Annotated in this window: 22 protein-coding genes and 1 pseudogene; 16 read left to right on the top strand and 7 right to left on the bottom strand. The window is 57.0% G+C overall.

What is annotated here, in order from left to right:
• Nucleotides 1-1,135 (top strand): hypothetical protein (locus tag H6B15_RS10600; RefSeq protein WP_204647957.1); only part of this gene is annotated, 1,135 nt, incomplete at its 5' end.
• Nucleotides 1,136-1,223: 88 nt separating this feature from the next.
• Nucleotides 1,224-1,784, top strand: coding sequence for a flavin reductase family protein (locus H6B15_RS10595; RefSeq protein ID WP_204647956.1), 561 nt, complete (start codon nt 1,224-1,226; stop codon nt 1,782-1,784).
• 56 nt (nt 1,785-1,840) lie between these two features.
• Here the strand turns inward: H6B15_RS10595 and H6B15_RS10590 are convergent, their stop codons facing one another.
• Entirely contained in the window at nt 1,841-2,563 is a 723-nt protein-coding gene (locus tag H6B15_RS10590; protein WP_204647955.1) for an alpha/beta fold hydrolase, read from the bottom strand.
• Between the two features lie 207 nt (nt 2,564-2,770).
• On the opposite strand from H6B15_RS10590, the gene H6B15_RS10585 reads away from it, so the two are divergent.
• The 11 genes and pseudogenes from H6B15_RS10585 to H6B15_RS10540 all read left to right on the top strand — a co-directional run bounded on the left by H6B15_RS10585 (nt 2,771) and on the right by H6B15_RS10540 (nt 14,067).
• The gene (locus H6B15_RS10585) at nt 2,771-3,856 is read left to right on the top strand and encodes a helix-turn-helix domain-containing protein (RefSeq protein WP_204647954.1); all 1,086 of its coding nucleotides are present in this window, start codon (nt 2,771-2,773) and stop codon (nt 3,854-3,856) included.
• Between the two features lie 306 nt (nt 3,857-4,162).
• Nucleotides 4,163-6,433 carry an N-6 DNA methylase gene (locus tag H6B15_RS10580; protein WP_204647953.1) on the top strand — a complete coding sequence of 757 codons (2,271 nt, stop codon included), beginning with the start codon at nt 4,163-4,165 and terminating at the stop codon, nt 6,431-6,433.
• On the top strand, nt 6,433-7,797 hold the full coding sequence (locus tag H6B15_RS10575) for a restriction endonuclease subunit S (protein WP_243424379.1): 1,365 nt from the start codon (nt 6,433-6,435) through the stop codon (nt 7,795-7,797). The genes H6B15_RS10580 and H6B15_RS10575 overlap by 1 nt, the downstream gene beginning before the upstream one ends.
• Nucleotides 7,798-7,871: 74 nt before the next feature.
• Nucleotides 7,872-8,285: a hypothetical protein gene (locus H6B15_RS10570; RefSeq protein ID WP_204647951.1), complete on the top strand. Its 414-nt coding sequence runs from the start codon at nt 7,872-7,874 to the stop codon at nt 8,283-8,285.
• A gap of 187 nt (nt 8,286-8,472) precedes the next feature.
• Entirely contained in the window at nt 8,473-9,291 is an 819-nt protein-coding gene (locus H6B15_RS10565) for a hypothetical protein (RefSeq protein ID WP_204647950.1), read from the top strand.
• Nucleotides 9,292-9,543: 252 nt separating this feature from the next.
• Complete coding sequence (locus H6B15_RS10560) at nt 9,544-10,194, top strand: class I SAM-dependent methyltransferase (protein WP_204647949.1); 651 nt, start codon at nt 9,544-9,546, stop codon at nt 10,192-10,194.
• Between the two features lie 57 nt (nt 10,195-10,251).
• Complete coding sequence (locus H6B15_RS10555) at nt 10,252-10,743, top strand: prolyl-tRNA synthetase associated domain-containing protein (RefSeq protein WP_204647948.1); 492 nt, start codon at nt 10,252-10,254, stop codon at nt 10,741-10,743.
• Nucleotides 10,744-10,783: 40 nt separating this feature from the next.
• A complete protein-coding gene (gene amrA / locus H6B15_RS10550; protein WP_204647947.1) occupies nt 10,784-12,172 on the top strand; it encodes an AmmeMemoRadiSam system protein A in 1,389 nt (462 codons plus the stop codon).
• Nucleotides 12,169-12,993, top strand: coding sequence for an AmmeMemoRadiSam system radical SAM enzyme (gene amrS / locus H6B15_RS10545; protein WP_204647946.1), 825 nt, complete (start codon nt 12,169-12,171; stop codon nt 12,991-12,993). The genes amrA and amrS overlap by 4 nt, the downstream gene beginning before the upstream one ends.
• A 112-nt stretch (nt 12,994-13,105) precedes the next feature.
• A pseudogene (locus H6B15_RS15800) lies at nt 13,106-13,444 on the top strand (sigma factor); the annotation flags it as partial.
• 65 nt (nt 13,445-13,509) lie between these two features.
• The gene (locus H6B15_RS10540) at nt 13,510-14,067 is read left to right on the top strand and encodes a helix-turn-helix domain-containing protein (RefSeq protein WP_243424374.1); all 558 of its coding nucleotides are present in this window, start codon (nt 13,510-13,512) and stop codon (nt 14,065-14,067) included.
• A gap of 233 nt (nt 14,068-14,300) precedes the next feature.
• On the opposite strand, the gene H6B15_RS10535 is transcribed toward H6B15_RS10540, so the two are convergent.
• The 6 genes from H6B15_RS10535 to H6B15_RS10510 form a co-directional block, all read right to left on the bottom strand.
• Nucleotides 14,301-14,690, bottom strand: a complete 390-nt coding sequence (locus tag H6B15_RS10535; RefSeq protein WP_204647944.1) for a rhodanese-like domain-containing protein — start codon at nt 14,688-14,690, stop codon at nt 14,301-14,303.
• Nucleotides 14,687-15,223 carry a GDSL-type esterase/lipase family protein gene (locus H6B15_RS10530; protein ID WP_204647943.1) on the bottom strand — a complete coding sequence of 179 codons (537 nt, stop codon included), beginning with the start codon at nt 15,221-15,223 and terminating at the stop codon, nt 14,687-14,689. The genes H6B15_RS10535 and H6B15_RS10530 overlap by 4 nt, the downstream gene beginning before the upstream one ends.
• Before the next feature lie 382 nt (nt 15,224-15,605).
• The gene (locus H6B15_RS10525) at nt 15,606-15,860 is read right to left on the bottom strand and encodes a hypothetical protein (RefSeq protein ID WP_204647942.1); all 255 of its coding nucleotides are present in this window, start codon (nt 15,858-15,860) and stop codon (nt 15,606-15,608) included.
• Between the two features lie 93 nt (nt 15,861-15,953).
• The gene (mobV, locus tag H6B15_RS10520) at nt 15,954-16,898 is read right to left on the bottom strand and encodes a MobV family relaxase (protein WP_204647941.1); all 945 of its coding nucleotides are present in this window, start codon (nt 16,896-16,898) and stop codon (nt 15,954-15,956) included.
• Between the two features lie 12 nt (nt 16,899-16,910).
• A complete protein-coding gene (locus H6B15_RS10515; protein ID WP_204647940.1) occupies nt 16,911-17,150 on the bottom strand; it encodes a hypothetical protein in 240 nt (79 codons plus the stop codon).
• 89 nt (nt 17,151-17,239) lie between these two features.
• Nucleotides 17,240-18,565: a DNA primase family protein gene (locus H6B15_RS10510; protein ID WP_204647939.1), complete on the bottom strand. Its 1,326-nt coding sequence runs from the start codon at nt 18,563-18,565 to the stop codon at nt 17,240-17,242.
• 203 nt (nt 18,566-18,768) lie between these two features.
• Here H6B15_RS10510 and H6B15_RS10505 point away from each other — a divergent pair, with 203 nt between their 5' ends.
• The 3 genes from H6B15_RS10505 to H6B15_RS10495 all read left to right on the top strand — a co-directional run bounded on the left by H6B15_RS10505 (nt 18,769) and on the right by H6B15_RS10495 (nt 22,172).
• A complete protein-coding gene (locus tag H6B15_RS10505) occupies nt 18,769-19,638 on the top strand; it encodes a helix-turn-helix domain-containing protein (RefSeq protein ID WP_204647938.1) in 870 nt (289 codons plus the stop codon).
• Nucleotides 19,610-20,254, top strand: a complete 645-nt coding sequence (locus tag H6B15_RS10500; protein ID WP_204647937.1) for a sigma-70 family RNA polymerase sigma factor — start codon at nt 19,610-19,612, stop codon at nt 20,252-20,254. Before H6B15_RS10505 ends, H6B15_RS10500 begins: the two co-directional genes overlap by 29 nt.
• 808 nt (nt 20,255-21,062) lie before the next feature.
• Nucleotides 21,063-22,172 carry a glycosyltransferase family 4 protein gene (locus H6B15_RS10495; protein WP_204647959.1) on the top strand — a complete coding sequence of 370 codons (1,110 nt, stop codon included), beginning with the start codon at nt 21,063-21,065 and terminating at the stop codon, nt 22,170-22,172.
• Nucleotides 22,173-22,206: the final 34 nt, after the last annotated feature.

Raw genomic sequence — 22,206 nt, 5'->3', positions numbered from 1 at the left:
GGAACGGTTCGGGGGCGGCGTGGGGCTGTGGGGGTTGTGTCTTCTGGCCTTCGCCCTGTTTGCGGTGGCCAAAGGCCCCGAAGCCGCCCTGGCCCTGTGCGCCTGCGCCGCGGCTGTGGTGATGACCGTGCTGTTCAGCAAAGCACGGGTGCTCCGGGCGCTGGCCTTTCCGGTGCTGCTGGGCGGGCTGTTCGCCCTGGTCTATTCCCTGCTGTACGCCGCCGGGACCGGCACCAGCATGCAGTTTTCGGTCTTTTCTTTGCGGGATACCCTGACCTACGCCCGCCTGGAGCCCCTGGCCGACCGCCTTTGCCGGCTGCTGCCCGGCACCGGGTATCTGTGGCTGGTGGGCATCGGGGTGGCCAACGTCTTTTTCTTCTGCCCCTTCCAGTTCTGTCTGTGGGCCCGGGGACTGCCCCGCGCCCTGCGCCATCTGCCCCGGCTGGACGTGGCCCGGCTGGCGCTGCATGCCGGGACCATCGGGGGATTTCTGGCCTATCACCTTTTCCGGCACGAAAGTTCCAGCCAGGTGTATTTCGGGCTGTTCGGTATGCTGTGCATGAGTATTCTGGCCGCCGGACAGCTGCCCCGGCTGCGCCGGGCCAAACACCCGCCCCTGCTCACCCTGGGGGCCGGATGCGTGGGGCTGGTCACCGCCCTGTGCATGGTTTTGGCCCTGGGCAGCAAGGGACTGGCCGTGCTTTCCACCCTGCCGGAGGTCGGGGCTTTCACCCCCGCCGCCGTCACCGCCTGCGATGAACAGGCCGGGCAATGGCTGCGGGACAACCTGCCCGCGGGGGCGGTGTTTCTGACCAACCGCACCAGCGGCCTGCCCGATCCTGACAACCAGGACGGCATTTCCAACGTGTACACCGCCTTTTCCGGCGCCCAATGCTATATGGAAGGCTGGACCTACGCCATGAGCAACATGGGCGTGCCCGCCGATGAGGTGGAACACCGCCGGGCGGTGGTGGCCGCGGTGTTTGACCCCGCCACCCCTGCCGACGAGCGGGAAGTTCTCTGCCGCCGCGAGGGCGTGACCTGCCTGGTGTGGGCCAAGCGCTGGCCGGGCCGTCTGCCCCCGGGCAAACATCCGGTGTTTGAGAACGCCGAGGTAGCCATATACTGGGTGTAATTTCTCTGCCCCAGGCTTTCCCCCTGTGGTACAATGGAGAAAAGGGGCCTTTGTGCCCCTTGGAACCGCAGAACAGGAGGTATGCACAATGCGGAAGAATTTCGGAGCCAAACCCTGGACCTATCCCCAGCCGGTTTTTATCATTGCCACCTATGAGGAGGACGGCACCCCCGACGCCATGAACGCGGCCTGGGGCGGCATCAGTGACGACACCCAGCTGTCCATCTGCCTGGGCGCCGGGCACAAGACCACCGCCAACATCCTGGCCCGCAAGGCCTTTACGGTCAGCATGGCCACCGCCGACCAGCTGGTTCCCTGCGACTATGTGGGCATTGCTTCGGGCAACACCGAACCCAACAAGCTGGAAAAGACCGGCTGGCACACCACCAAATCGGAATTTGTGGACGCCCCCCTCATTGACGAGCTGCCCATGGCGGTGGAATGCCGCCTGGTGAGCTATGATCCCGAAACCTGCCGCCTGGTGGGCGAGATCGTCAACGTCAGCGCCGACGAGGCGGTGCTGGACGCAGCCGGCAAAATCGACCCGGACAAGCTGCAACCCATCACCTTTGATCCCATCCACAACGCCTACCGCAAGCTGGGCGAAAAGGTGGGCAACGCCTTCCGGGATGGCGCCGCCCTGAAGTAATTCCAACCGCAAAAAGCCCCGTATCTTTCCCTGGGAAAGATACGGGGCTTTCGGTTTCAGGCGGCTTGCCGCTGCCGGATAAAGCTTTCAATGGCGTCCACCGTCTGGGTCTGCTGCTCTTCGGCGGAGATGGCGGCCGGTGCGTCCCCTTTCTGGGGGCCGTAGTTGCCGAACTGGGCGTGGTTGCCGCCCTGAATTTCCACCACGTTTTCGGTGTAGTCCAGTTTGTCCTCCACACTCTGGTTCAGCGAACCGTACACCGTCAGAGTATCGGCGGGGGGATAGTCGCCGTAAATGTAGGCGCCCAGCAGAATCAGGCCGTCCACCGCCTCCGGGTGGTCGGCGGCAAACTGGGAAGCCATGGCCCCGCCCATGGAATGCCCGGCGATATACCAGTGGCTGTACTGCGGGAAATCGGCCATCACATCCGTGGCGGCATCCGCATCAAAAATGGCCATGTGAAAGGGCATGTTCACCAGAATGCAGGTCACCCCGGTCTGCCGGATTTTGTCCAGCAACGGCAGGTAGGCGTTTCCTTCCACCTTGGCCCCGGGGTAAAAGATCAGGGCCGTATCCCCCGGCACCGACGGCGCCAAGATGGTCAGATTGTCCTGCACCGTGATGCCGCTGCCGTCGTTCATCACCGCCAGGGCCACGTCCTCGGCCCGGTAGTAGTCGGACACATACCACAAAAAGGCCCCCGCCAGCAGGGCCAGCACCGCCAGCACCACACCCAGCACCCGCAGGGCTCTGCGCTTGCCTGTCTTCTTCTCTTGCATTCACCATTCACCTGTGCTTTCCCTTGTATTTCTATCTGTAAGTATAGGAATTCTTGTTTCCGCCGTCAACCGCCCCACCTGAACACCGGTTACAAAAACCTGCCCGGCGCTTAACAACGCCTCTCTTGTGAGGGGGACGGATTGTGGGGTACAATACAGATACAGCCCCCGGGACGCTGAATCCAGACAAAGAGAGGTATTATCCTGATGGAAGCCATTTCCCGCACTCTGGGCGGCAACATCGCCGCCCTGCGCAAAGCCAGAGGTATGACCCAGGAACAGCTGGCTGCCCGGGTGGGCGTTTCCGCCCCGGCGGTGAGCAAATGGGAGACCGGCAGTTCCTGCCCGGACATCGCCCTGCTCTGCCCCCTGGCCCGGGCGCTGGACACCAACGTGGACACCCTGCTGCAATTTGAACAGACCCTTTCCGATGAAGAAGTCACCGCCCGGATGAACGCCCTGCTGGACCAGGCCCTGCACGGCGGCCCCGACACCCTGGCCGCGGTCCACAGGCAGCTGACCGACCTTCTGCACCAGTATCCCAACTGCACCTGCTTACAGTATAATGCCGCCGCGGCTTATGATTCCTTCCGGCTGTTTTTCCCCACCGCGGAACCGTCCCTGCAACAGGAATGGAAGGACCGCAAGCGCACTTTGCTGCGCCAGGTGCGGGACACCGGCAACGCCGCCTACTGGCAAGGAGCCACCATCAGCCTGGCCGCCATGGAAATGGCCGACGGTGACCCGGAACAGGGCGCCGCCCTGCTGAAGGAACTGCCCGAGCGAACGGGGGACCCATCCGGTCTGTGGCCCCTTTATTACCTGAAAACCGACCGGCCGGAGAAGGCCCTGGAACTGACCCAACAGCAGCTGTACCGGTCGGTGTGCCAGGTCATTTCCGCCCTGGTGACCATGACCAATCCCAAACTGCTGCCCGAAACAGCCAAGCGCCACAAGGTGTGTGCCGCTTACCGGGCGGTGACCCAGGCCTTCGGCCTGTCAGACATGAGTGACGGGCTGCTGCTGGAACTGTATCTGGAGCAGGGTGACACCGAACGGGCCGCCGCCTGCTTTGTACGGTATGTGGACAGCATACTGGCTCCCGTTCATCTGCCGGACCCCGACCTGTTTGCCCCGGGTCTTCCCGCCCGGCCCGCCGAAGCGCCCCAGGGCTCGGTGCGGGAGATGTACCGCCTGGCGGCACGGGAGCTGGCCCAGGACGAACGCTGCCGGCCGCTGTGGGATTTTCCTGCCTGCAAGGAGGCCCTGGAACGGCTGAAGGCCGAAGGGTAAGCGGCGGCTTGACAAACGCTGCCCCTTCTTAAAAAACCATTTTTCCCCGCAGGTCTGGAGTTTGCCAGGCCTGCGGGGGATTTTTGAGGTCTTTTCGTTGATGGATGCGACATCAGCAAGTGCGTGCAATGTTTGCGTCCATCATTGATATTTTTTTTTGTTTCTGGCATAATTTTAAGTAATTCATCATGATTTTGACAGGGCTGTCCCTGTACTTGCCCTTTGTACCCAGGAGAAAACGCGGCATTCCATCGTTTTTTGCTTTTCCGGTCAGGGCCACCATTACTTTTTGCGGAGGATTTCTTCATGAACTCGCTGGAAATCAGAAGAGAAAACGGGAAAATATTTTGTCCCCTGACAAAATCCTGGAACCTGGAAACACCGGAGGAAAGGGTACGACAAAATTACATCCGGAAACTGGTCGAGGATTACGGTTACGCCCTGGACCAGATGGCGCAGGAAGTAACGGTGAACAACTCTCACCGCGGGCAGGGAAAGGCCCGCGCCGACATTGTCATCTGGAAAACCCCGCAGGACAAGGATGAAGGCAAATCCGCTTTTATCGTGGTGGAATGCAAGGCCGAAAGTGTGCGAATCCGGGAAGAGGACTATTACCAGGGGTATAATTATGCCTCCTGGGCCGGCGCCAGTTTTTTTGTCACCACCAACGAGAAGGAAACCCGCTATTTTACGGTGGACAAACAGATGCTGCCCAAAAAGCTGGTGGAGGTTGTGGCCCTTCCCACGGCAGAAGAGGCCCAGGATGACCAGAAGGTCCGCGAACTGCTTACCAAAACCAAGACATTTACCCGGGACGAATTCACCCGAGTCCTTCGCGCCTGCCACAACATCATCCGTAACAACGACAAGCTTTCTCCCGAAGCCGCTTTTGATGAGATCAGCAAGATTCTGTTTATGAAAATCCGCTATGAGCGGGACCAAAACGGCGGCGAAGTCTTTACCCTGACAAAGTATCAACAGCTGGAAAAGGACTACGAAAAGTATGTCCGGCCGACCTTGAAAAATCAGGGGGTAGACCTGCCCTATATGCAGATCATGTTCAATCAAACCAAGGAGATGTTCAAGGACGACCATCTGTTTGACAAGGATGAATCGATCAAGATCCGCCAGAACAGCTTTGAGCAGATTCTTACAAAGCTTCAATCCTACAACCTGTCCGATACCCAGGACGATGTGAAAGGCATTGCCTTTGAACAGTTTTTGGGAACCACCTTCCGGGGCGAGCTGGGACAATTTTTTACGCCGCGCACCATTGTCAATTTCATGACCAACATACTGGACCCCAAAGAGGGCGAAACCATCTGCGACCCCACCTGCGGCAGCGGCGGTTTTTTGATCAAGGCCTTTGAATATGTGCGGGAACAGATTGAGGAAGACATCCGGGATGCCAAGATCCGGCTGCGGGCCGAACTGGAGGGCAACGGGTACGACACCCTTTCCGAAAAGGAACAGCTGGCCATCAACGAGCGTATCGAGGCCATGCAGGCAAAGCTGAACGCGGAACTGGACCCGAAGACCGAAAACGGCCGCCTGCACAATCTGTCCTGTAACTGCATTTACGGTACTGACGCCAACCCACGCATGGCGCGGACTTCCAAAATGAACATGATCATGCACGGTGACGGACACAGCGGGGTTCACCACCATGACGGCCTGCTGAACATCGACGGCATATTTGAAGAACGGTTTGACGTCATTCTCACCAATCCGCCCTTCGGTTCCCGCATTGACAAAAGCCTGAAGATCACAGAGGCCGACCGTTTTACCGATGAAAAGCTGATTGAACGCTACAAAGCCAAATACGGCAAGGCTTACGAAGAAGCACTGAACCAGGTAAACAAGCATATTGGGAAACCCTTGTTGGAGCTGTATGATTTAGGCACCATATCCGGCCTGACTGAAGTCCTTTTTATGGAACGTTGCCTGAAGCTGCTGAAAAAGGGCGGCCGCATGGGCATGGTGTTGCCGGAAGGTGTCCTGAACACTTCCAACATGCAAAAGATCCGGGAATACTTTGAGGGAAAAGCCAAACTCATCCTGATTTGCTCCATTCCCCAGGATGTGTTCATCGCAGCGGGCGCCACCGTAAAACCTAGCCTTGTTTTCTTCAGGCGTTTTACCGAGGAGGAGGAACAGCAGTATGCCAGAGCCAAGCAACAGGCCCTGGACACGGTCCGCCAGAAATACGTGGGGGACATCCACGCTCTGGAAGAGCAGATCCAGCAGGAAAAAGCCAAAAAGGACCGGGACAAATCCATTATTGCCGCCGCCAACAAAGAACTGCGGCATATTGAAAAGGTCATTGCGGAAGAAGCCAAACCGCTGCTGAAAGAATACTTTGACTATGAGATCCCTGTCGCCATTGTGGAAGACGCCGGCATTACTTCCACCGGCAGCGCTTCGGAAGGCAACCAGCTGCCCCAGCTGCAGCAGGAGTACCGGGATTACCGTGAAAAGCATCCGCTGTGGCAGACCTCACCGGTCCATATCAAGTACTCCCTCAATGCCGATTTTCAGGTTGTGCGAACCTGGAACAACAAGGAGACCATACTGTGATGACATCCGACAAATTGCTGAAATTTGTCCCCTTTTCCAAAACCAGTCAATGGAACGTAAAATACTTTTTTTCCACACAGCTCCATTCGGTATTTCCGCTAAGCGCCATCGGGGACAATACCATCCATATCACCGAAAAGACCAAGCTTTTCAATGAACCGGAACGGAAATTTTCCTTTCTGGGAATTTCCAACGAAACGGGTATGTTCGACGCCTACACCGAATACGGCAAAAACATCAACCAGCCCTACATCCGCGTGCAGGACGGGTGTCTGGCATATAACCCATACCGAATCAACGTAGGTTCCGTAGGTCTGAAGACCCCCGCGTTGAAGAATGAGTACATCAGCCCCGCCTATGTTGTCTTCCGCTGCCGACAGACCCTGTTGCCGGAATACCTGCTTCTGGTGCTCAAAAGTTCCTTCTTTCATTTCCTGATCAAGGAAAACACCACCGGATCGGTACGGCAGACCCTCTCCTATAAAAACCTGTCCAAAATCGAGATTCCCCTGCCGCCTTTGTCCGTGCAGGAGGAATTGGTCCGCCGCCATCAGGAAGCTTCGGCGCAGGCCCAGGAATGCGAATCCCGGGCCGCCGTCTTGGAAAAAGGCATCGAATCCCGACTTTTTGAAATACTGGCCATCCCTCCCACGGAAGAAAAAACACCGTCCGCCGCTCTTTTGGGAACGACCCGATTCCGAAATCTGATTGGCTGGGGCGCAAAGCTGAACAGCACCGCCGTAAAGCCCCAGGAACTATTCCGGTCCGCCCGGTATCCCAATGTTGCCATAGAATACTACTGCAAAATCAATCCCAGAACCACCATTCCCGACAAGATCCAGGAAGTTTCCTTTATCCCCATGGAATGTGTTTCGGACCGGTATGGAGAAATTTCCGAGCAGCGCCTGGGCCCGGCTTCCCAAAGCAAAGGGTATACCTTGTTCCAGGAGAACGACATTCTCTGGGCAAAAATCACCCCTTGCATGCAGAATGGCAAATGCGCCATCGCCAGGAACCTGCGCAACGGGTACGGATATGGATCAACGGAGTTTCACGTTTTCCGCACCAATGAAAAGGTGCTGCCGGAATATCTTTACTGCTTCCTGCGCTCCCACAAGCTGCGGCACACCGCCGTGGCCTACTTTACCGGTTCGGCCGGACAGCAGCGGGTGGGCACAGACTTTCTGTCCTTGCTGACCATTCCGTGGCTCCCCATATCCTCCGCCGATCCTTCAGAGCTGACCCAGCAATCCATCATGGAGGAAGTTTTCCGGACAAAGAAAAAAATCAAGGATCTGTATACCCGCGCCGAAGAACTGCGCAGGCAGGCAAAGGAAGAATTTGAAGAAGCGATTTCAGGGTGAAAACATATACGTTTCAGGGTATCTACGGCCGCAACTGCGGCAACGTGACACCCTACAATGGTCCCTCCAAGCGTTTGCAGGAGAAGGGCTTTGAGGTCAAAAACGGAATTGCCACACTGCGCGGATATGCAAAAATATCCGACCTTGCGGCCGCATCCCGCCCGAAATACGAAGAATACCAGCGTGCATTGAATCCCGAACACGTGGCCGACATCGCCCATTTTCTGGCCGATTGCAAAGCCGAAGCCAAGTTTTTGCCAGAAGTGATACTGTCCGTCAATACAAGTACCAACATAACCCTGAAGCCCTACACACACAAATCCTTTCAGCAGCTCTCCAAAACCGGCCAGGGCGCCATCCTGAATATGGAATACTATGAGCTGGAAGTGGAGGAAGGTGCCTTGACCCGAATCCGACGGCAACCACCGCCTGGAAGCCGGAAAGGAACTGGATTTTTATGTTCCCTTTTCCATCATCCTGTGGACTGAGCAAACCGCCGACGGAGAGGATACCCCGCCCGCCTTTTCCGCAGACAACACCGAAAGCGAAGCGTTCCTGTTCTATGTCCTGAACAACACCGCCAAAAAGCTGGAGGCGGAAGAGAACTTCAAGGGTCTGGTAAAGTCCAAAAAGTGGAGCGAGAAGGAACTGGCCCTGATCAACCGGCATCTGCCTTTGCTGAAACATTACAGCGAACAGTATGCCGCCCATTCCCTTGCACGCACGGAATATCTGTATGCGCCGCTTTCTCAGATCTGTGATGTGCTGCAGGAAATTACCTGTGATTATCCGGATCGGGAAACCTTTGACGCGCTGGTTGTCGATTCCATCACAATCGTAAAACAGGTGGACAAGTATCTATACATAAAATCTGAATTCGGACGTATCTTTTTCCAGCTTGCCTTCTATACAAGATACAAAAGCGACAACCTGGAAAGCGCCTGCCACACCTTGGAGGACCTGGACCGCTGGCTGAAACGTTACCAGTATACCGGTTCGGCCTTTACCAAAGTATCGGAACTGTTTGACGTGGGGTACAAGCATATCCACCTGGCACCCAAAACCATCTTTATGGCAATGCAATATAAAAGTGATCAGGCCGTACGCGATTATAACAATGCCCTCTCCCGCGCGGTAACCAGGCTCAATCAGTTATGCCCGGATGTCCCGCTGGAAGCCTATCCCATCATGACCGGCGAGGGGAGAAGCATCAACATCACACGAGATATCTACGAAAAGATTGATCGTTGTGCCGTGTTTCTTGCCGACACCACCGAAGCAAACCCCAATGTAATGTATGAGCTGGGAATCGCTTACAGCAAGAAAAAGCCCATTATTATGGTTCGGGAAAAAGAAAAAGCGAAAAAAGTTCCCTCCGATATCATCTCGGACTATTACTACACCTTCACCGGTGTGACCGAACTGGAAGAACTTTTCTTCAAACATATCAAAAAAATCATGGAGACAGATTACGGGGTTGTTTATAAAGAATAATTTTTGCCCTGTGTTCCGCTGATTCTTGATGTGCAAGCCCGCAGATCCGGCTGTAAGGACCGGCTCTGCGGGCTTTTGCCATGCGAAGAGATTCTCTTTCCCCTGCCCACCGGCACATCCGAAGGGTACGCTCTTTCTTTCCCGCTTGTGCCCCCTTGGCGGATGCGGTACAATAAAAACACAGGGCTTGTTCCTTCATCGGTCGGGCCCCGCCGCATTTGTCTTACGCCAAGCCCATTGGGAGGGATCTCCATGCTGGAAAAAATGAGTGACTTTTTCAACCGCCGTCTGGACGGGTACGAAGAACACCAGCTGCACGCCATCGAGCAGGCCGAAACCTTCTATCCCCTCACGGCGCAGTATCTGCCCGCAGGCCCCCACGCCCGGGTGCTGGACCTGGGCTGCGGCACCGGACTGGAACTGGGCTACTATTTTGCCCGGAATCCCACGGCGGAGGTTACCGGCATCGACCTGGCCGGAGAGATGCTGCAGGCACTGGAGCGCAAGTTTCCGGACAAAAACCTGACCCTTGTGCAGGGGTCCTATTTCACCCTTCCCTTCGGGGAAAACCGCTATGATGCGGCGGTCTCGGTGGAATCCCTGCACCACTTCACCCAGGCCGAAAAGATCCCGCTGTACCAAAAGGTATTCCGGGCGCTGGTTCCGGGCGGGTTTCTGATTCTGACCGACTACTTTGCCGATTCCGACGAGCAGGAAGCCTTCTTCCGCCGTGAGCTGCGGCGGCTGAAAGAGGAACAGGGCATCCGGGACGAGGAATTCTACCACTTCGACACCCCGCTGACCGTCCCCCACGAAACGGAAGCCCTGCAAAAAGCGGGATTTGCCAAGGTGGAGGATCTGGGGCAGTGGGCTGCCACCCACCTGCTGCGGGCGACAAAATGACCCCGGGCCCGTACCTCCGGGCACACCCTGACAGAAGATACCATCGGGAGGCGTTGTATGAACAAACAGGAAGTATACGATTTTCTGGAGAAAAATCACATTGAACACGAGATCACCGAGCACGCCGCCGTCTACAACATGGAGGAACTGGCCCAGGTACAGCTGCCCTACCCCGACCGGGATGCCAAGAACCTCTTTGTGCGGGACGACAAGCGGCGCAATTATTACCTGATCACCGTGCGGGGGGACAAGCGGGTGAATCTGAAGGATTTTCGCCGCAAACAGGGCACCAAGCCCCTGACTTTTGCTTCGCCGGAGGAGCTGGAGGAGATGCTGGGCCTGATTCCCGGGGCCGTGACCCCCTTCGGTCTGCTGAACGACGCCAGGTGCCGGGTGCATTTTTACATCGACCGAGATTTCTGGCAGGGTTCCGGCCTGATCGGGGTACATCCCAACGACAACACCGCCACCGTCTGGCTGAAAGCCGAAGACCTGGTCCGGCTGCTGCGGGACCACGGTACCGCCGTGGACATCGTGGCGCTGGACTGATTGCAAAACCTTGTTGCATCGCCGGAAAGGAGTGATCTGTATGCCGATGCTGGGTGCCGTCATCACCCCTCACCCGCCCGTTCTGCTGCCCGAGGTGGGCGGCGGACGGGAACGGGAAATATCCGCCACGGGGAAAGCCATGGCTGAAGCCGCCGCCGAGGTGGCCCGCTGGAACCCCGACGTGCTGATCGTCTCTTCCCCCCACACCATCCTGTACGGGGATTACTTCCACATCGCGCCAGGGGACGGCGCGGCGGGGTCCATGGCGGCCTTCGGGGCACCTCAGGTCCGCCTGGAGGTGCAGTATGACGCGCCCTTGCGGGAGGAGATCATCCGCCGGGCGGGGCAGGCCGGTCTGCAGGCCGGCACCCTGGGCCAGCGGGACCCCAGCCTGGACCACGGCGTGCTGATCCCGCTGTACTTTCTGCGCAAGGCCGGGGTGAACTGTCCCATCGTCCGCATGGGCCTGTCCGGCTTTTCAGCCCTGGAGCACTACCGGCTGGGCCGATGCGTGGCCGAAGGGGTGGCCGCCCTGGGCCGTCGGGCGGTCTTTGTGGCCAGCGGGGATCTTTCCCACAAGCTCCGGGCTGACGGCCCCTACGTTTTTGCCCCCGAAGGCCCCCGGTTTGACGAGGCCGTGACCAGAACCATGGCGTCGGGAAATTTCCTTGATTTTCTCACCATGGACCCGTCCTTCTGTGAGCGGGCTGCGGAATGTGGGCTGCGCTCCTTCCAGATGATGGCGGGGGCACTGGACGGGCTGGCGGTGCAGCCCCGGCTGCTGAGCCATGAAGGCACCTTCGGGGTGGGCTACGGCGTGGCCCTCTTCCCGGTCACCGGGCGGGACGACTCCCGCCGGTATGAAGCCGCCTGCGCGCAGATTCTTCGCGAACGCCTGGCCGCCCGCCGGGCCGGGGAGGACCCTTTTGTGCGGCTGGCCCGCCTGTCCCTGGAAACCTATATCCGGCAAGGGCATCCCTTGACAAAGCTGCCCGATAACCTGCCCGTCGGGTTGACCGGACAGGCTGCCGGGGCCTTTGTCTCGCTGCACAAGGACGGACGGCTGCGGGGGTGCATCGGGACCATTGCCCCCACCGAGAAAACCGTGGCCGAGGAGATCATACAAAACGCGGTGTCGGCCGGAACCCGGGATCCCCGTTTTCCGCCGGTGCGCGCCGACGAGCTGGACGACCTGACCTACAGCGTGGATGTGCTGGGCCGCCCCGAACCGGTGGACTCCCCCGCCCAACTGGATCCGAAGCAATACGGCGTTATTGTCAGTTACGGGCGCAAACGAGGGCTGCTGCTGCCCGATCTGGACGGGGTGGACACGGTGGCGGAACAGATCGACATTGCCCGGCGCAAGGGCGGCATCCGGGAGGATGACCCCTATACCTTGCAGCGGTTCAAGGTGGTGCGGCATCTATGAGTGTGACCTGTACCCTGTGTTTTCATCATTGCGTCCTGGAAGAAGGCCGGACCGGCCTGTGCCGGGCCCGGGCCAACCGGGACGGCGCCATTGTACCGCTGAACTACGGGCGGCTTACTGCCCTGGCCCTGGACCCCATCGAGAAAAAGCCGCTGCGCCGGTTCCATCCCGGCAGCGTGATTCTGTCGGCGGGCAGTTTCGGCTGCAACCTGCGCTGTTCTTTTTGCCAGAACGCCGAGATTGCCGCTGCCGGCACGGAAGCCTATACCCGGACCTGCACCCCCGAACAGCTGGTGCAGCAGGCCCTGGCGCTGCGGGAGAAGGGCAACATCGGGGTGGCCTACACCTACAACGAACCGTTGGTGGGGTACGAATATGTGCGGGACTGCGCCGCGCTGGTCCGCCGGGCGGGCATGGTCAACGTGCTGGTGACCAACGGCACCATCGAGGAAGCCCCCTGGCGGGCGCTGCTGCCCCTGCTGGACGGGGTGAACATCGACCTGAAAGGCTTTACCGAAGCCTGGTATCGGCGGCTGGGCGGCGACCTGGAGACGGTCAAGCGGTCCATCGCCCTGGCGGCGGAGCAATGCCATCTGGAGGTCACCACCCTGGTGGTCCCCGGGGAGAACGACAGCGACGAGGAGATGCGGGCTTTATCGGGCTGGCTGGCTTCGGTCAGCCCGGAAATTCCGCTGCATGTCTCCCGATTTTTTCCCCGGCACCGGATGCAGGACCGCCCGCCCACGCCGGTACAAACCGTATACCGCCTGGCCGGGATAGCCCGGGAACAGCTGCGGTACGTGTACACAGGCAACTGCTGACAACAACAGGGGCTTCCCCCTTACGGGAAGCCCCTGTTGTTTTTTGCTCAAGTCCCGATGGTCTTTTCTCCCCCTTTTTCGCATACACCTGCCTTGAAGGGGAGGTGGCACCATGTTTTCGGTTTTGTGGGTCTTTTTGCAGCAGGCCGCTGCGCATATCTGGTACGCGGCGCTTCATCTGGAAAGCGGCAGCTTTCCCCGGCCGCTCTCCCCTGCCCAGGAGCAGGCGGCCTTCGCCGCCATGGCAGTGGGCGACAAAGCTGCCCGGGACAGACTCATCAGCCACAATCTGCGGCTGGTGGCCCATGTGGTCAAGAAATACTACAGTACCCCGAGCGGCCAGGACGATCTGATCAGCATCGGCACCATCGGGCTGATCAAGGCGGTGGACACGTTTCGCCCCGAACGCAAGGTCCGGTTTGCCAGCTATGCCAGCCAGTGCATTGAAAATGCTATCCTCTCAAAAACGCCTGTTTGGGAATTCCGGCTGGAAAAGCAGAACGGATTTTCGGGACTTTGCCAAAATGGAAGGTCTTCGCCAAGCTCTCACCAGATTTCTACATACTCTGCCGCACCGACCACGGCAAGCCCCGCTTCGCGCCCCTGGCTGTGCACCGGTTCCGCCTCATCGCGCCACCCAACCTGCCCAAGGCCCAGCGTTTTACCCGGCAGTACCAAAGCTATGAGGAGATTGGCAGCGTCCCCGACCGGCTGCGGTGGTGCCGCCTGCATCTGGGCCTGCTGCAGCGGGAGGTGGCCGAGCGGGTGGGCGTTACCACGCCCTTTTACATCGACCTAGAGACCGGCGCCTGCGAGTATACCCCCGCCGCCGTTATGGACAGGCTGGCAGAGCTGTACGGCGTGCCGGTGACCGACCTGCTGGACGGGTACAACCGCTTTCTGTACGAGGGACAGGCCCGGCAGATTCTGGCCCTCCGCCAGCGGGCAGGTCTGAGCCGTGCCGCCTTTGCCCGCAAAACCGGCATCAGCGAAAGCTCCCTCCGCGCCTGGGAGACAGGGACAAAAAACATCAGCAAGAAGTGCTGGGAGCGGTACTTCCGGGAGCAGACGTAGCACAACAGAAAAAGCACCCCGGAGGGGACGGCCATTATAGCCAATCTCTCCGGGGTATTTTGTATGGTGGAAATCGCACGAAATTCCAGTTTGGGAAACGAATGGTATCAGGCGGAAGGTAGGGTGACAGGTTGGGGTGAGGAACGTAAATTCATCGGACTGCACGGTTGGCGCATTTTAGACTTTTTCCTTAAATGCAACCGAGGCTTCCCATGCGGAAAGCCCCGGTTGTTTTATTGTTCCACCTCATATGGCCAGGTGGTAATCCCGCCGAACTCGTAGATATTGGTATACCCCAACCCGGCCAGCGTCTTGGCTGCGGTTTTGCTGCGGTTTCCGCTGCGGCAGTAGACCAGAATGGTCGTGTCCTTGTCCGGGATGACCTCGGCGGCGGATTCCTCGGTGATGGTCCCCACCGGCAGCAACAGCGCGTCAGGAATGTGCCCGCTGTCGTATTCCTCCTGCTCACGCACATCCAGAATCAGTACATCCTGGGTGTCCATCATCTCCTTGGCTTCCTCCTGACTGATCTGCTGGTAGCTGCTTTCCCCGGAAGTCGCAGATGTGCCGCAGCCGGTCAACAGGGCAACAAGGACAAAAAACAAAGAGACAAGTCGTTTCATCGGCAAACCTCCTGTGCAAGGTTTTCGGCAAAGGCCCGGTGGCCCTGCCCGGTAAAATGTACGCCGTCATAGGCGAGCGTTACATGCCAGTTCCCCGCGTCGGCAAACTGAATGCCCAACTTCCCGGCCAGCTCATGGTAGTATTTAGCAAGCAGATGGGAAGATTCTATCAGAGATGAGTCGGTCACCCATTCACCTGGAGCCATAGGCGGTGGGGCAATCAGCAGGATGTGCTCTGGTGCCAGTGGCAGACTTTGCAGAAAGCGCTTCATCCGGTCCGCGGTCTTTTCCGGCGTGCAGCCCTGCAGCAGATCATTGGTGCCCAGCATGACGATCACAAGATCGGCATCCGCTGGCAAAGTGATCGGCCGCAGTGGAATACACCGGCCGTTTTCCCCAAGATTGACAACGTTCCAGCCAGTCTTTTGGGCCAGCAGGTCCACCCAGCGGCTGTCCGCCGGATACCGCCCGCCCAGCCAGGAACGTGGGTCGTATCCGTAGGTGTTGGAATCCCCAAAACAAACTACCTTCATGGCGGCGCTCCTTTCCTGTTGGGCCTATTATATCAGTTCCGGCGGACTTCCTCAATCGGAAGTCTGCGCAGCACAACAAAACCGCCCGCCCATTTTTCAGCAGGGCACTTTGTCTTCAGGGGCTTATACCCCTGCTGAAACAACGGATGTGCAGCCCGCAGGAAAGAACCTTCCCGCAGTGGTCCCACGCCACCCAAGGAAGATATGGTCTGCGACCAGTATCATGTGCATTTTTCTCTTATTATCGACATAACATCCCCTTTATGGGACCAACCGGCGCGTATAATGAAACTATAGAAACCAGCGTATGCGCCTTTCCGTCCCTTTCCCACAAACGCAAAAAGGGGCCCCGGAGAGCAACGCTCTCCGGGGCCCTGCTGTTTTACAGGCTCATCTCCTGGTGCTTTTTCCTGGGCTTCTGCCCCTGTTCGGCTTCGGGGGCTTTATACGTCCCCTTGGTAGTGTCGATGACCGCCTGCAGCAGCTCCAGCTTCTGCTTGATGGGGCAGTCCAGTTTGTTGATGGAACTGATGACAAAATCGGCGTGGACGTCCGCGACCCGCCGGGCCAGTTCCTGCCTGCCTTCCTCGGTCTTGGGGTAATGTACAATTACCTTGATGGGTGCGCTGGTTCTCATCTGGTCCACCTCCCGTTTTTTGTCATCTGGTGCATTCTATGGTGCAGTGCCTGTCTCATATGCGCCACGGCTTTGTTCCGGTTCGCTATGCTGTTACCTCTCTTTCTGTTGGCGGGATGTGTCAAACTGTCTGCGCAGTTCGGGCGGAATGCGCTCCAACTTGCGCAGCAGATTGGCGTAGTCGGCTTCCAGTCGGTATTCGTTCATTTTCTGTTTCCTCTGCGTTTCTTTGCTTTGGTCCAGTTCCTGTTTCAGCCGCTCCTTCTCGGCGGACAGACCCTGGATGGCCTTTTCGTACTTCTTGGTCTGGGTGAGAAAGTCCTCCATTTCGGGGAAAAATTTCCGCAGCGCCGTTTCCAGCTGGGCGGCCCGCTTTTTGGCGTTCCAGACGTTGGTATCGGCCAGCAGCTGCAAAATCTTATCCAGCTGGCGGTTCAGGTGGGTGGCCTGCTTGAAGATGCGGGGCGGAATGTGGGTGCGCCCGGTCTTGCTGGCACTCTCGCCGCGTTCCAGGTCCGGGTACTTTTTGACCATGTGCTCCCAGAAGGCGTCCTGCCATTGGGTCAGCTTCTGGCGGTTGCCCACGATCTCCTTGGCCGACAGCCGCCCGTCCGCCGTCAGCGGGACAAAAGAAAGGTGCATATGGGGCGTTTTCTCGTCCATATGCACCACGGCGGAAAGATAGGTGGCAGGGGCCTGGCGCTGGGCCAGAAAGGCCATGCACTCCTCAAAAAAGGCCCGTATTTCCCCCTTACTTTTGCCTTTGAAGAAGTCATGACTGGCGGTGAACAGCACCTCCACCACCCGGACGCTGTCGCTGCGGGTCCGGCAGCCCGCCTGGGTGATCTGCCGTTCGGCCTCGGCCCGGTACCTGCGTTCCGGCGTGACAAGGTGAAAGTTCTGCTTGCTGCGGGCGGTGTCCACATCCGGGTTGCTGGCGTAGGTTTCTTTGGTGCGCTCGTTGTGGGCTTCGATGCGGCTGATCTCCGGACCCTTGTACTTGGCAAAACGCAAAATGGCGTGTTGGGTCTTGTCCATTTACAGCCTCCTTCAGCCGTCCAGCCTGTACCCGGACTCATAGTCGAGAACACCCTTGGCCATCAGGCTGTCCACCAATTCTTCCAGCCGTTCAGCGGAGATGCTGCACAGCAGCGTCACATCTTCCTCGGTGGAATCGTCCGGCATACTGTAGAAAAAGCTCAGCAGGCCTTTCTCCTCCAATGTGAGAAGCGGGCTCCAGAGAATTTCGCGGGGCATGGCAAAATAGTGGGTAGGACGTTTGATCATCATGGTTTTCTCCTCCTTCTGAATGGTAAAGATGTGTACCAAGCGTACCGGGGGCCGTACACATGGTACGTTTGGTACGGATGCGGGAACACTCAATCCGGCGGCGTCACCAGCCCTTCAACGCCTGTGAATCCCCACACCCGTTTTCCGGCGGCGTTGCGCACGGTGTTGGTGTGGCTCAGGCTGTATACCCGCTCATGCTGGGACAGGTAATTGCTGAAACTTTTGGCCGATAACGGCTGGTAGGCATTGTCGGTACACCACAGCCGGTAGATGGCATAGAGCACCCGGGAGGTGATCTCGGCATCCGCCCGGCGCCGGATATAGCCGGTGGAAGCCATGAACTCCACCACGTTGTTGCTGTCCCGGACGGCGGACTCCCGGTTGGCCTGGGTGCGGGCGCTGACGGTGAAGCGGTAGCGGTTGGCCAGCAGCCGCCGCAGTCCTTCCACACACCAGAGGAAGATGCCTTCCGCCTCGGTGCAGAGGGCTTCGGCCAGATACGGGTCGTCCACCCGGTCGTCGGGGCGTTCCCGCACCGAGAGGATCAGCTGCCGCCGGAAGAAACCCTCGCTGCGGTCGTTGGCGGCCTTCATCACCCCGTTGCCGAAAGCCATGAACCGCACGAACATATTGCCCTGGTAGCTTTGCTTTCCTTTGCGCTCCAGGTCCATGGGCAGTTCAGCGGTGACGATGGCCTTGATGATGTGGGTCTGGGGCAGTGCTTCCAGTTTGATGTCATCGTCCACCATGACCAGCTTGTTTTCCAGGTCAGCCCGGGCAAAGGGGCTTGTCTCCACCTTGCTCAGACTGCCGGTGTTCATGGCCGTGCCGAACAGCGCCCGCATCACGGGGCCGATGCGGCTTTTGCCCTCGCCTCCACGTCCGATCAGAAACAGCATCCGCTGGGCTTTGGTAGTGGGGAGCAGGCAGTAGCCCATGTACTCCTGCAGGGTGGGAATATCCTCGTCGTAGAGCAGCTCCTCTACAAACCGCAGCCAGGCCTTGGGTTCCGGGGCATCGGGGTGATATTCTACCGGCAGCCGGTTCAGGCAGAATTCCTTGGCAGGCTCCAACCGCCCGTCCAAAAACAGCGTGCCGTTGGCCACATGGATGCGGTCGGTCTGCAGCGGCAGCCCGGGCGAATAACACTCCATCCGCAGCACATCCAGCAAAGTGGCCACCGCCTTGCCCACCCCGCTCACTGCATGTGCTTTCAATTCCTCATAGATCAGCCTGCGCACCACATCGTCCGGAATGGGCCCGTCCGCCGTGAAGAAGCGGCCGTGAATGCAGCACATGGGGTGCCGGGTCAGAAATTCCTCACAGAAGGCGATTTCGATCACCTTTTTGCCGTCAAACCATTTGGGCGAGTCGGAGTCTTCCGGCAGAGCCCGGGGCTCCGTGTCCTTGCACATGGAGGACACCTCCTTTTTCCGTTGTCTATACAAAGATACGGAAAAATCGGTGCGGACCGCCCAAATCCGGCATAAATGCAAAAAACAAGGTTCAGCAAAACAAAAAATTGCAAAAATGCAAAGGGAAGTGGCCAAAAATCGACATTTTTTGTCACGATATATAGAGGACTCTTTTTTATAATGAACGCAAGGAGGCGGTACATATGGAACAGACCTATCTGCCCGGTGATGCGCGGGAACGAATCATCGACCTGATGAAAGAGAAATCCATGACCCAACAGGAGCTGGCAGCCCGGACCGGGATGACGGTAGGGACTCTCAGCCGGTTCCTGTGCGGCAAAATCGATAAGCTCAGTGCGGACAATGTGATCTCCATTGCCCGAATCTTTCAGGTGTCCACCGATTTTCTGCTGGGGGAAAGCGATGACCGGGGCCGCATCAACTACGACATCGGGGAACTGGGACTCTCGGTGCAGGCAGCACGGAATCTGTACACGGGTCGGGTGGATTCCCGGGTGGTCAATCTGCTGCTGGAAAATTCCCGGTTCGGCCTTGTGACAGAACTGGCAGCGGAATACTTTTCCGGTGCCATCGCCGCAGGCTATGCAGCCCGCAACCAGGTGCTGTCCTCCGCCGTCAAAGAAATGGCGAAAGTACAAAAGTGGAGCAAACAGCGAAAGGCAGCCGCTTACCAGGCGGCACGCCGGGCCGAAATTTTGAAAATTCCTGTGAGTCAGCCAAACCTCAATGCCCTCCAGGAGCAGTTTTTGCTCAGCATCAAGGAAATCAAGCGGAACATGGTGGCCGAGACTGCTTCCCTCAAAATTGATCGGGCTGCGCTGCTGACCAAACAGACGGCAGAGGAGCTGTATGCCAAGCTGCGCAAGGGGCAGGACGCTGTGCAGACGCCCCTGCAGCCGGAAGAAGTGGCGGATGCCCTGGTGGATGTGCTGAAAGATCTTCCGCTCAAGGACCGGGCCGTGCTGGAACAGCTGCGGGCCGCCTTTATCGCCTTATTTGAAAATCTTGCGGTGGATACAGAACATGCAGAAACAACTGACCATGACGAATGAAGAACTGTGTGCTCTGGCCCGGGACGGACAGCGGTGGGCACGGGAGCAGCTGGTGGAAAACAACCTGCCTTTTGTGCGCAAGCTGGCCCATTCCATCTGGGGCAAAAATCCCGACTGGAGCAGGGCGTTGGGAATCGAGGAAGAGGACCTTTGTCAGGAGGGCTGCCTTGCACTGGACGGATGTGTGGACCGGTTTGAGGCGTCTTACGGCAATAAATTCCTGTCTTATGCAGCTCCCGCCATCCGCAACGCCATGCTGGATGTTGTCGCTGCGGCTCAAAGCCGTTTTGAGGGCCGCCATGCCAATGACTTGGTGTGGCTGGACAGTCTGCGGCAAGAAGATCAGCGACCGCTTTCCTACTTTGTTGCAGACCCCTACCAGCAGGACCCGGAACGGATTTATCTGCGGAAAGAAACCATCCGGGAGGTGCGCACCGCCCTGCAAAAATCCGGTGCCCGGCTGCGCACTTGGCTGTTTTTCCGGTTTGGTTTTACCGACGATAAGGAGCACTCCGTGGCGGAAACGGCACGGCATTTTCACCTGTCGGTCTCCCGCGGAAAAGCCACGGACAAGACGGCGTTGCAGACGGTGCGGCGGTACTATCTGAAGAAATGACGGAACGGAACCGCAGGGCATTCCCGAGGTATCGCTGCGGCGGAAACGAGGATTTTATATACCTTTGCCAGACAGCAGAAATGCCGGGAGGTGCGTCGCATAACGCGACGCACCTCCCGGCACCTTTTGTTGGTACATACAATTATGGTTGCGTGTCATGGATGGCATGAATGACTTGGAAGGCAGCAGCTGTCCGGCAAAGGTATAACACACTAGACTTTGCAAGCAAAGTCGTGTGCCAACAGGGCTGCTGCTCGCCCCTATTGGAAACCCAGAGCCGAAGGGACTTCCACTTGGGAAGCCCCTTCGGCCTGCCTGGTGGCTATCCATTTGAGAAAAATAGATGGGAAAGCCATGCCAGGCAGAGGGAGCGGTGGAAAGGCGGTGATGGGGTGGAACTGGGCGTACCCTCCCCAAAAGACAGCTTGCTACCCTGTTTGGAATCCCTTTAAGTAAAGCTTTTAGCGGTGTTGTACGGTGTATTTTTTCATCAACCCGATCTTCTATTTTTTGCGAGAGAAGGTCGCAAAACAACTGAAAAGAAGTGGGAAATAGCGTCGATTTTTTGAAAATCCGTACCTTGCATAGGTCCGCCGTAAATAATATAATTATAGTGATTTTTTGTAGGATTTTGGGGAATTGATTGTTCACATTATCTTGGACATAGATATGTAATAATTTCTTTTCCATTAAGGAATATAAAGGGAAGGAAGCTTGGTAAAAACAACGGAGTGTTTTTACGCAACCTTGATGTGGGAAGGAGAAGATTTTCTTTTTGAAAAAGGATAAAGAAAAATTACAGATAGCAATGCTTGGCCACAAGCGGATTCCATCCCGCGAGGGCGGCATTGAGATTGTGGTGGAGGAGTTGTCCACCAGAATGGCGGCTTTGGGCTATTCCGTTACTTGCTTTAATCGTGGAGGACACCATGTAAGTGGTAAGGAGTTCGATACTAGGAAGATAAGTCAGTATAAAGGGGTGCGCCTTATAACCGTTCCCACTTTGGACAAAAAGGGTCTTGCAGCTATGACCTCTAGTTTCTTTGCGGCATTGCAAGCCGCTTTTGGAAAGTACGATGTGGTACACTTCCATGCTGAGGGTCCTTGTGCGATGATTTGGCTTCCTAAGCTTTTTGGAAAGCGGTGTGTGGTAACCATTCATGGTTTGGACTGGCAGCGAGAAAAATGGCAGAATGGATTTGGCTCCAAGTATATCCATCTAGGTGAAAAGATGGCTGTCAAGTATGCGGATGAGATTATTGTGCTGAGCAAAGGCGTGCAGGAATACTTCCGGAAAACGTATGGCAGAGAGACTCTTTTTATCCCGAATGGCGTGAATCGGCCAGTGTTGCGCAAGGCAAATTTGATCAAAAATAAATTCGGGATTGATAAGGATGGATATCTTCTATTTTTGGGCCGCATTGTTCCAGAAAAAGGTCTTCGTTATTTGATTCAAGCCTATAAGGAATTACATACTGATAAAAAGTTAGTAATTGCTGGAGGCTCCTCGGATACTGACGATTTTATGCGGGAGATTCAAGCCCTTGCTGCCGGGAATGACAGGATTATCTTCACGGGATTTGTGGCCGGGCAGATGTTGGAAGAACTATACAGCAACGCCTATCTTTATTTGCTGCCTTCTGATTTGGAAGGAATGCCCCTCAGTTTGCTAGAGGCTATGAGTTACGGAAATTGCTGCGTGGTATCTGACATAGCGGAATGCGCAGAGGTGGTGGAGGATAAGGCTGTCACCTTCCAAAAGAGTAACGTGGAAGACCTGAAAGAAAAATTACAAAGGCTTTGCGACGACCCAGCAATGGTCCAAAAATATAAAGATGCAGCGGCAGATTTTATTTGCCATAAATATGAATGGGACGATATTACTCAAAGAATATTATCTCTTTACGAAAAATCCTAAAAAGTCTTTCATGTACTAAAATTTACATAGCTGG

This window comes from Gemmiger formicilis (assembly GCF_016900095.1).
In the GTDB taxonomy this organism is placed as follows: domain Bacteria; phylum Bacillota; class Clostridia; order Oscillospirales; family Ruminococcaceae; genus Gemmiger; species Gemmiger formicilis_A.
This window is presented reverse-complemented; position numbering and strand designations above follow the sequence as displayed.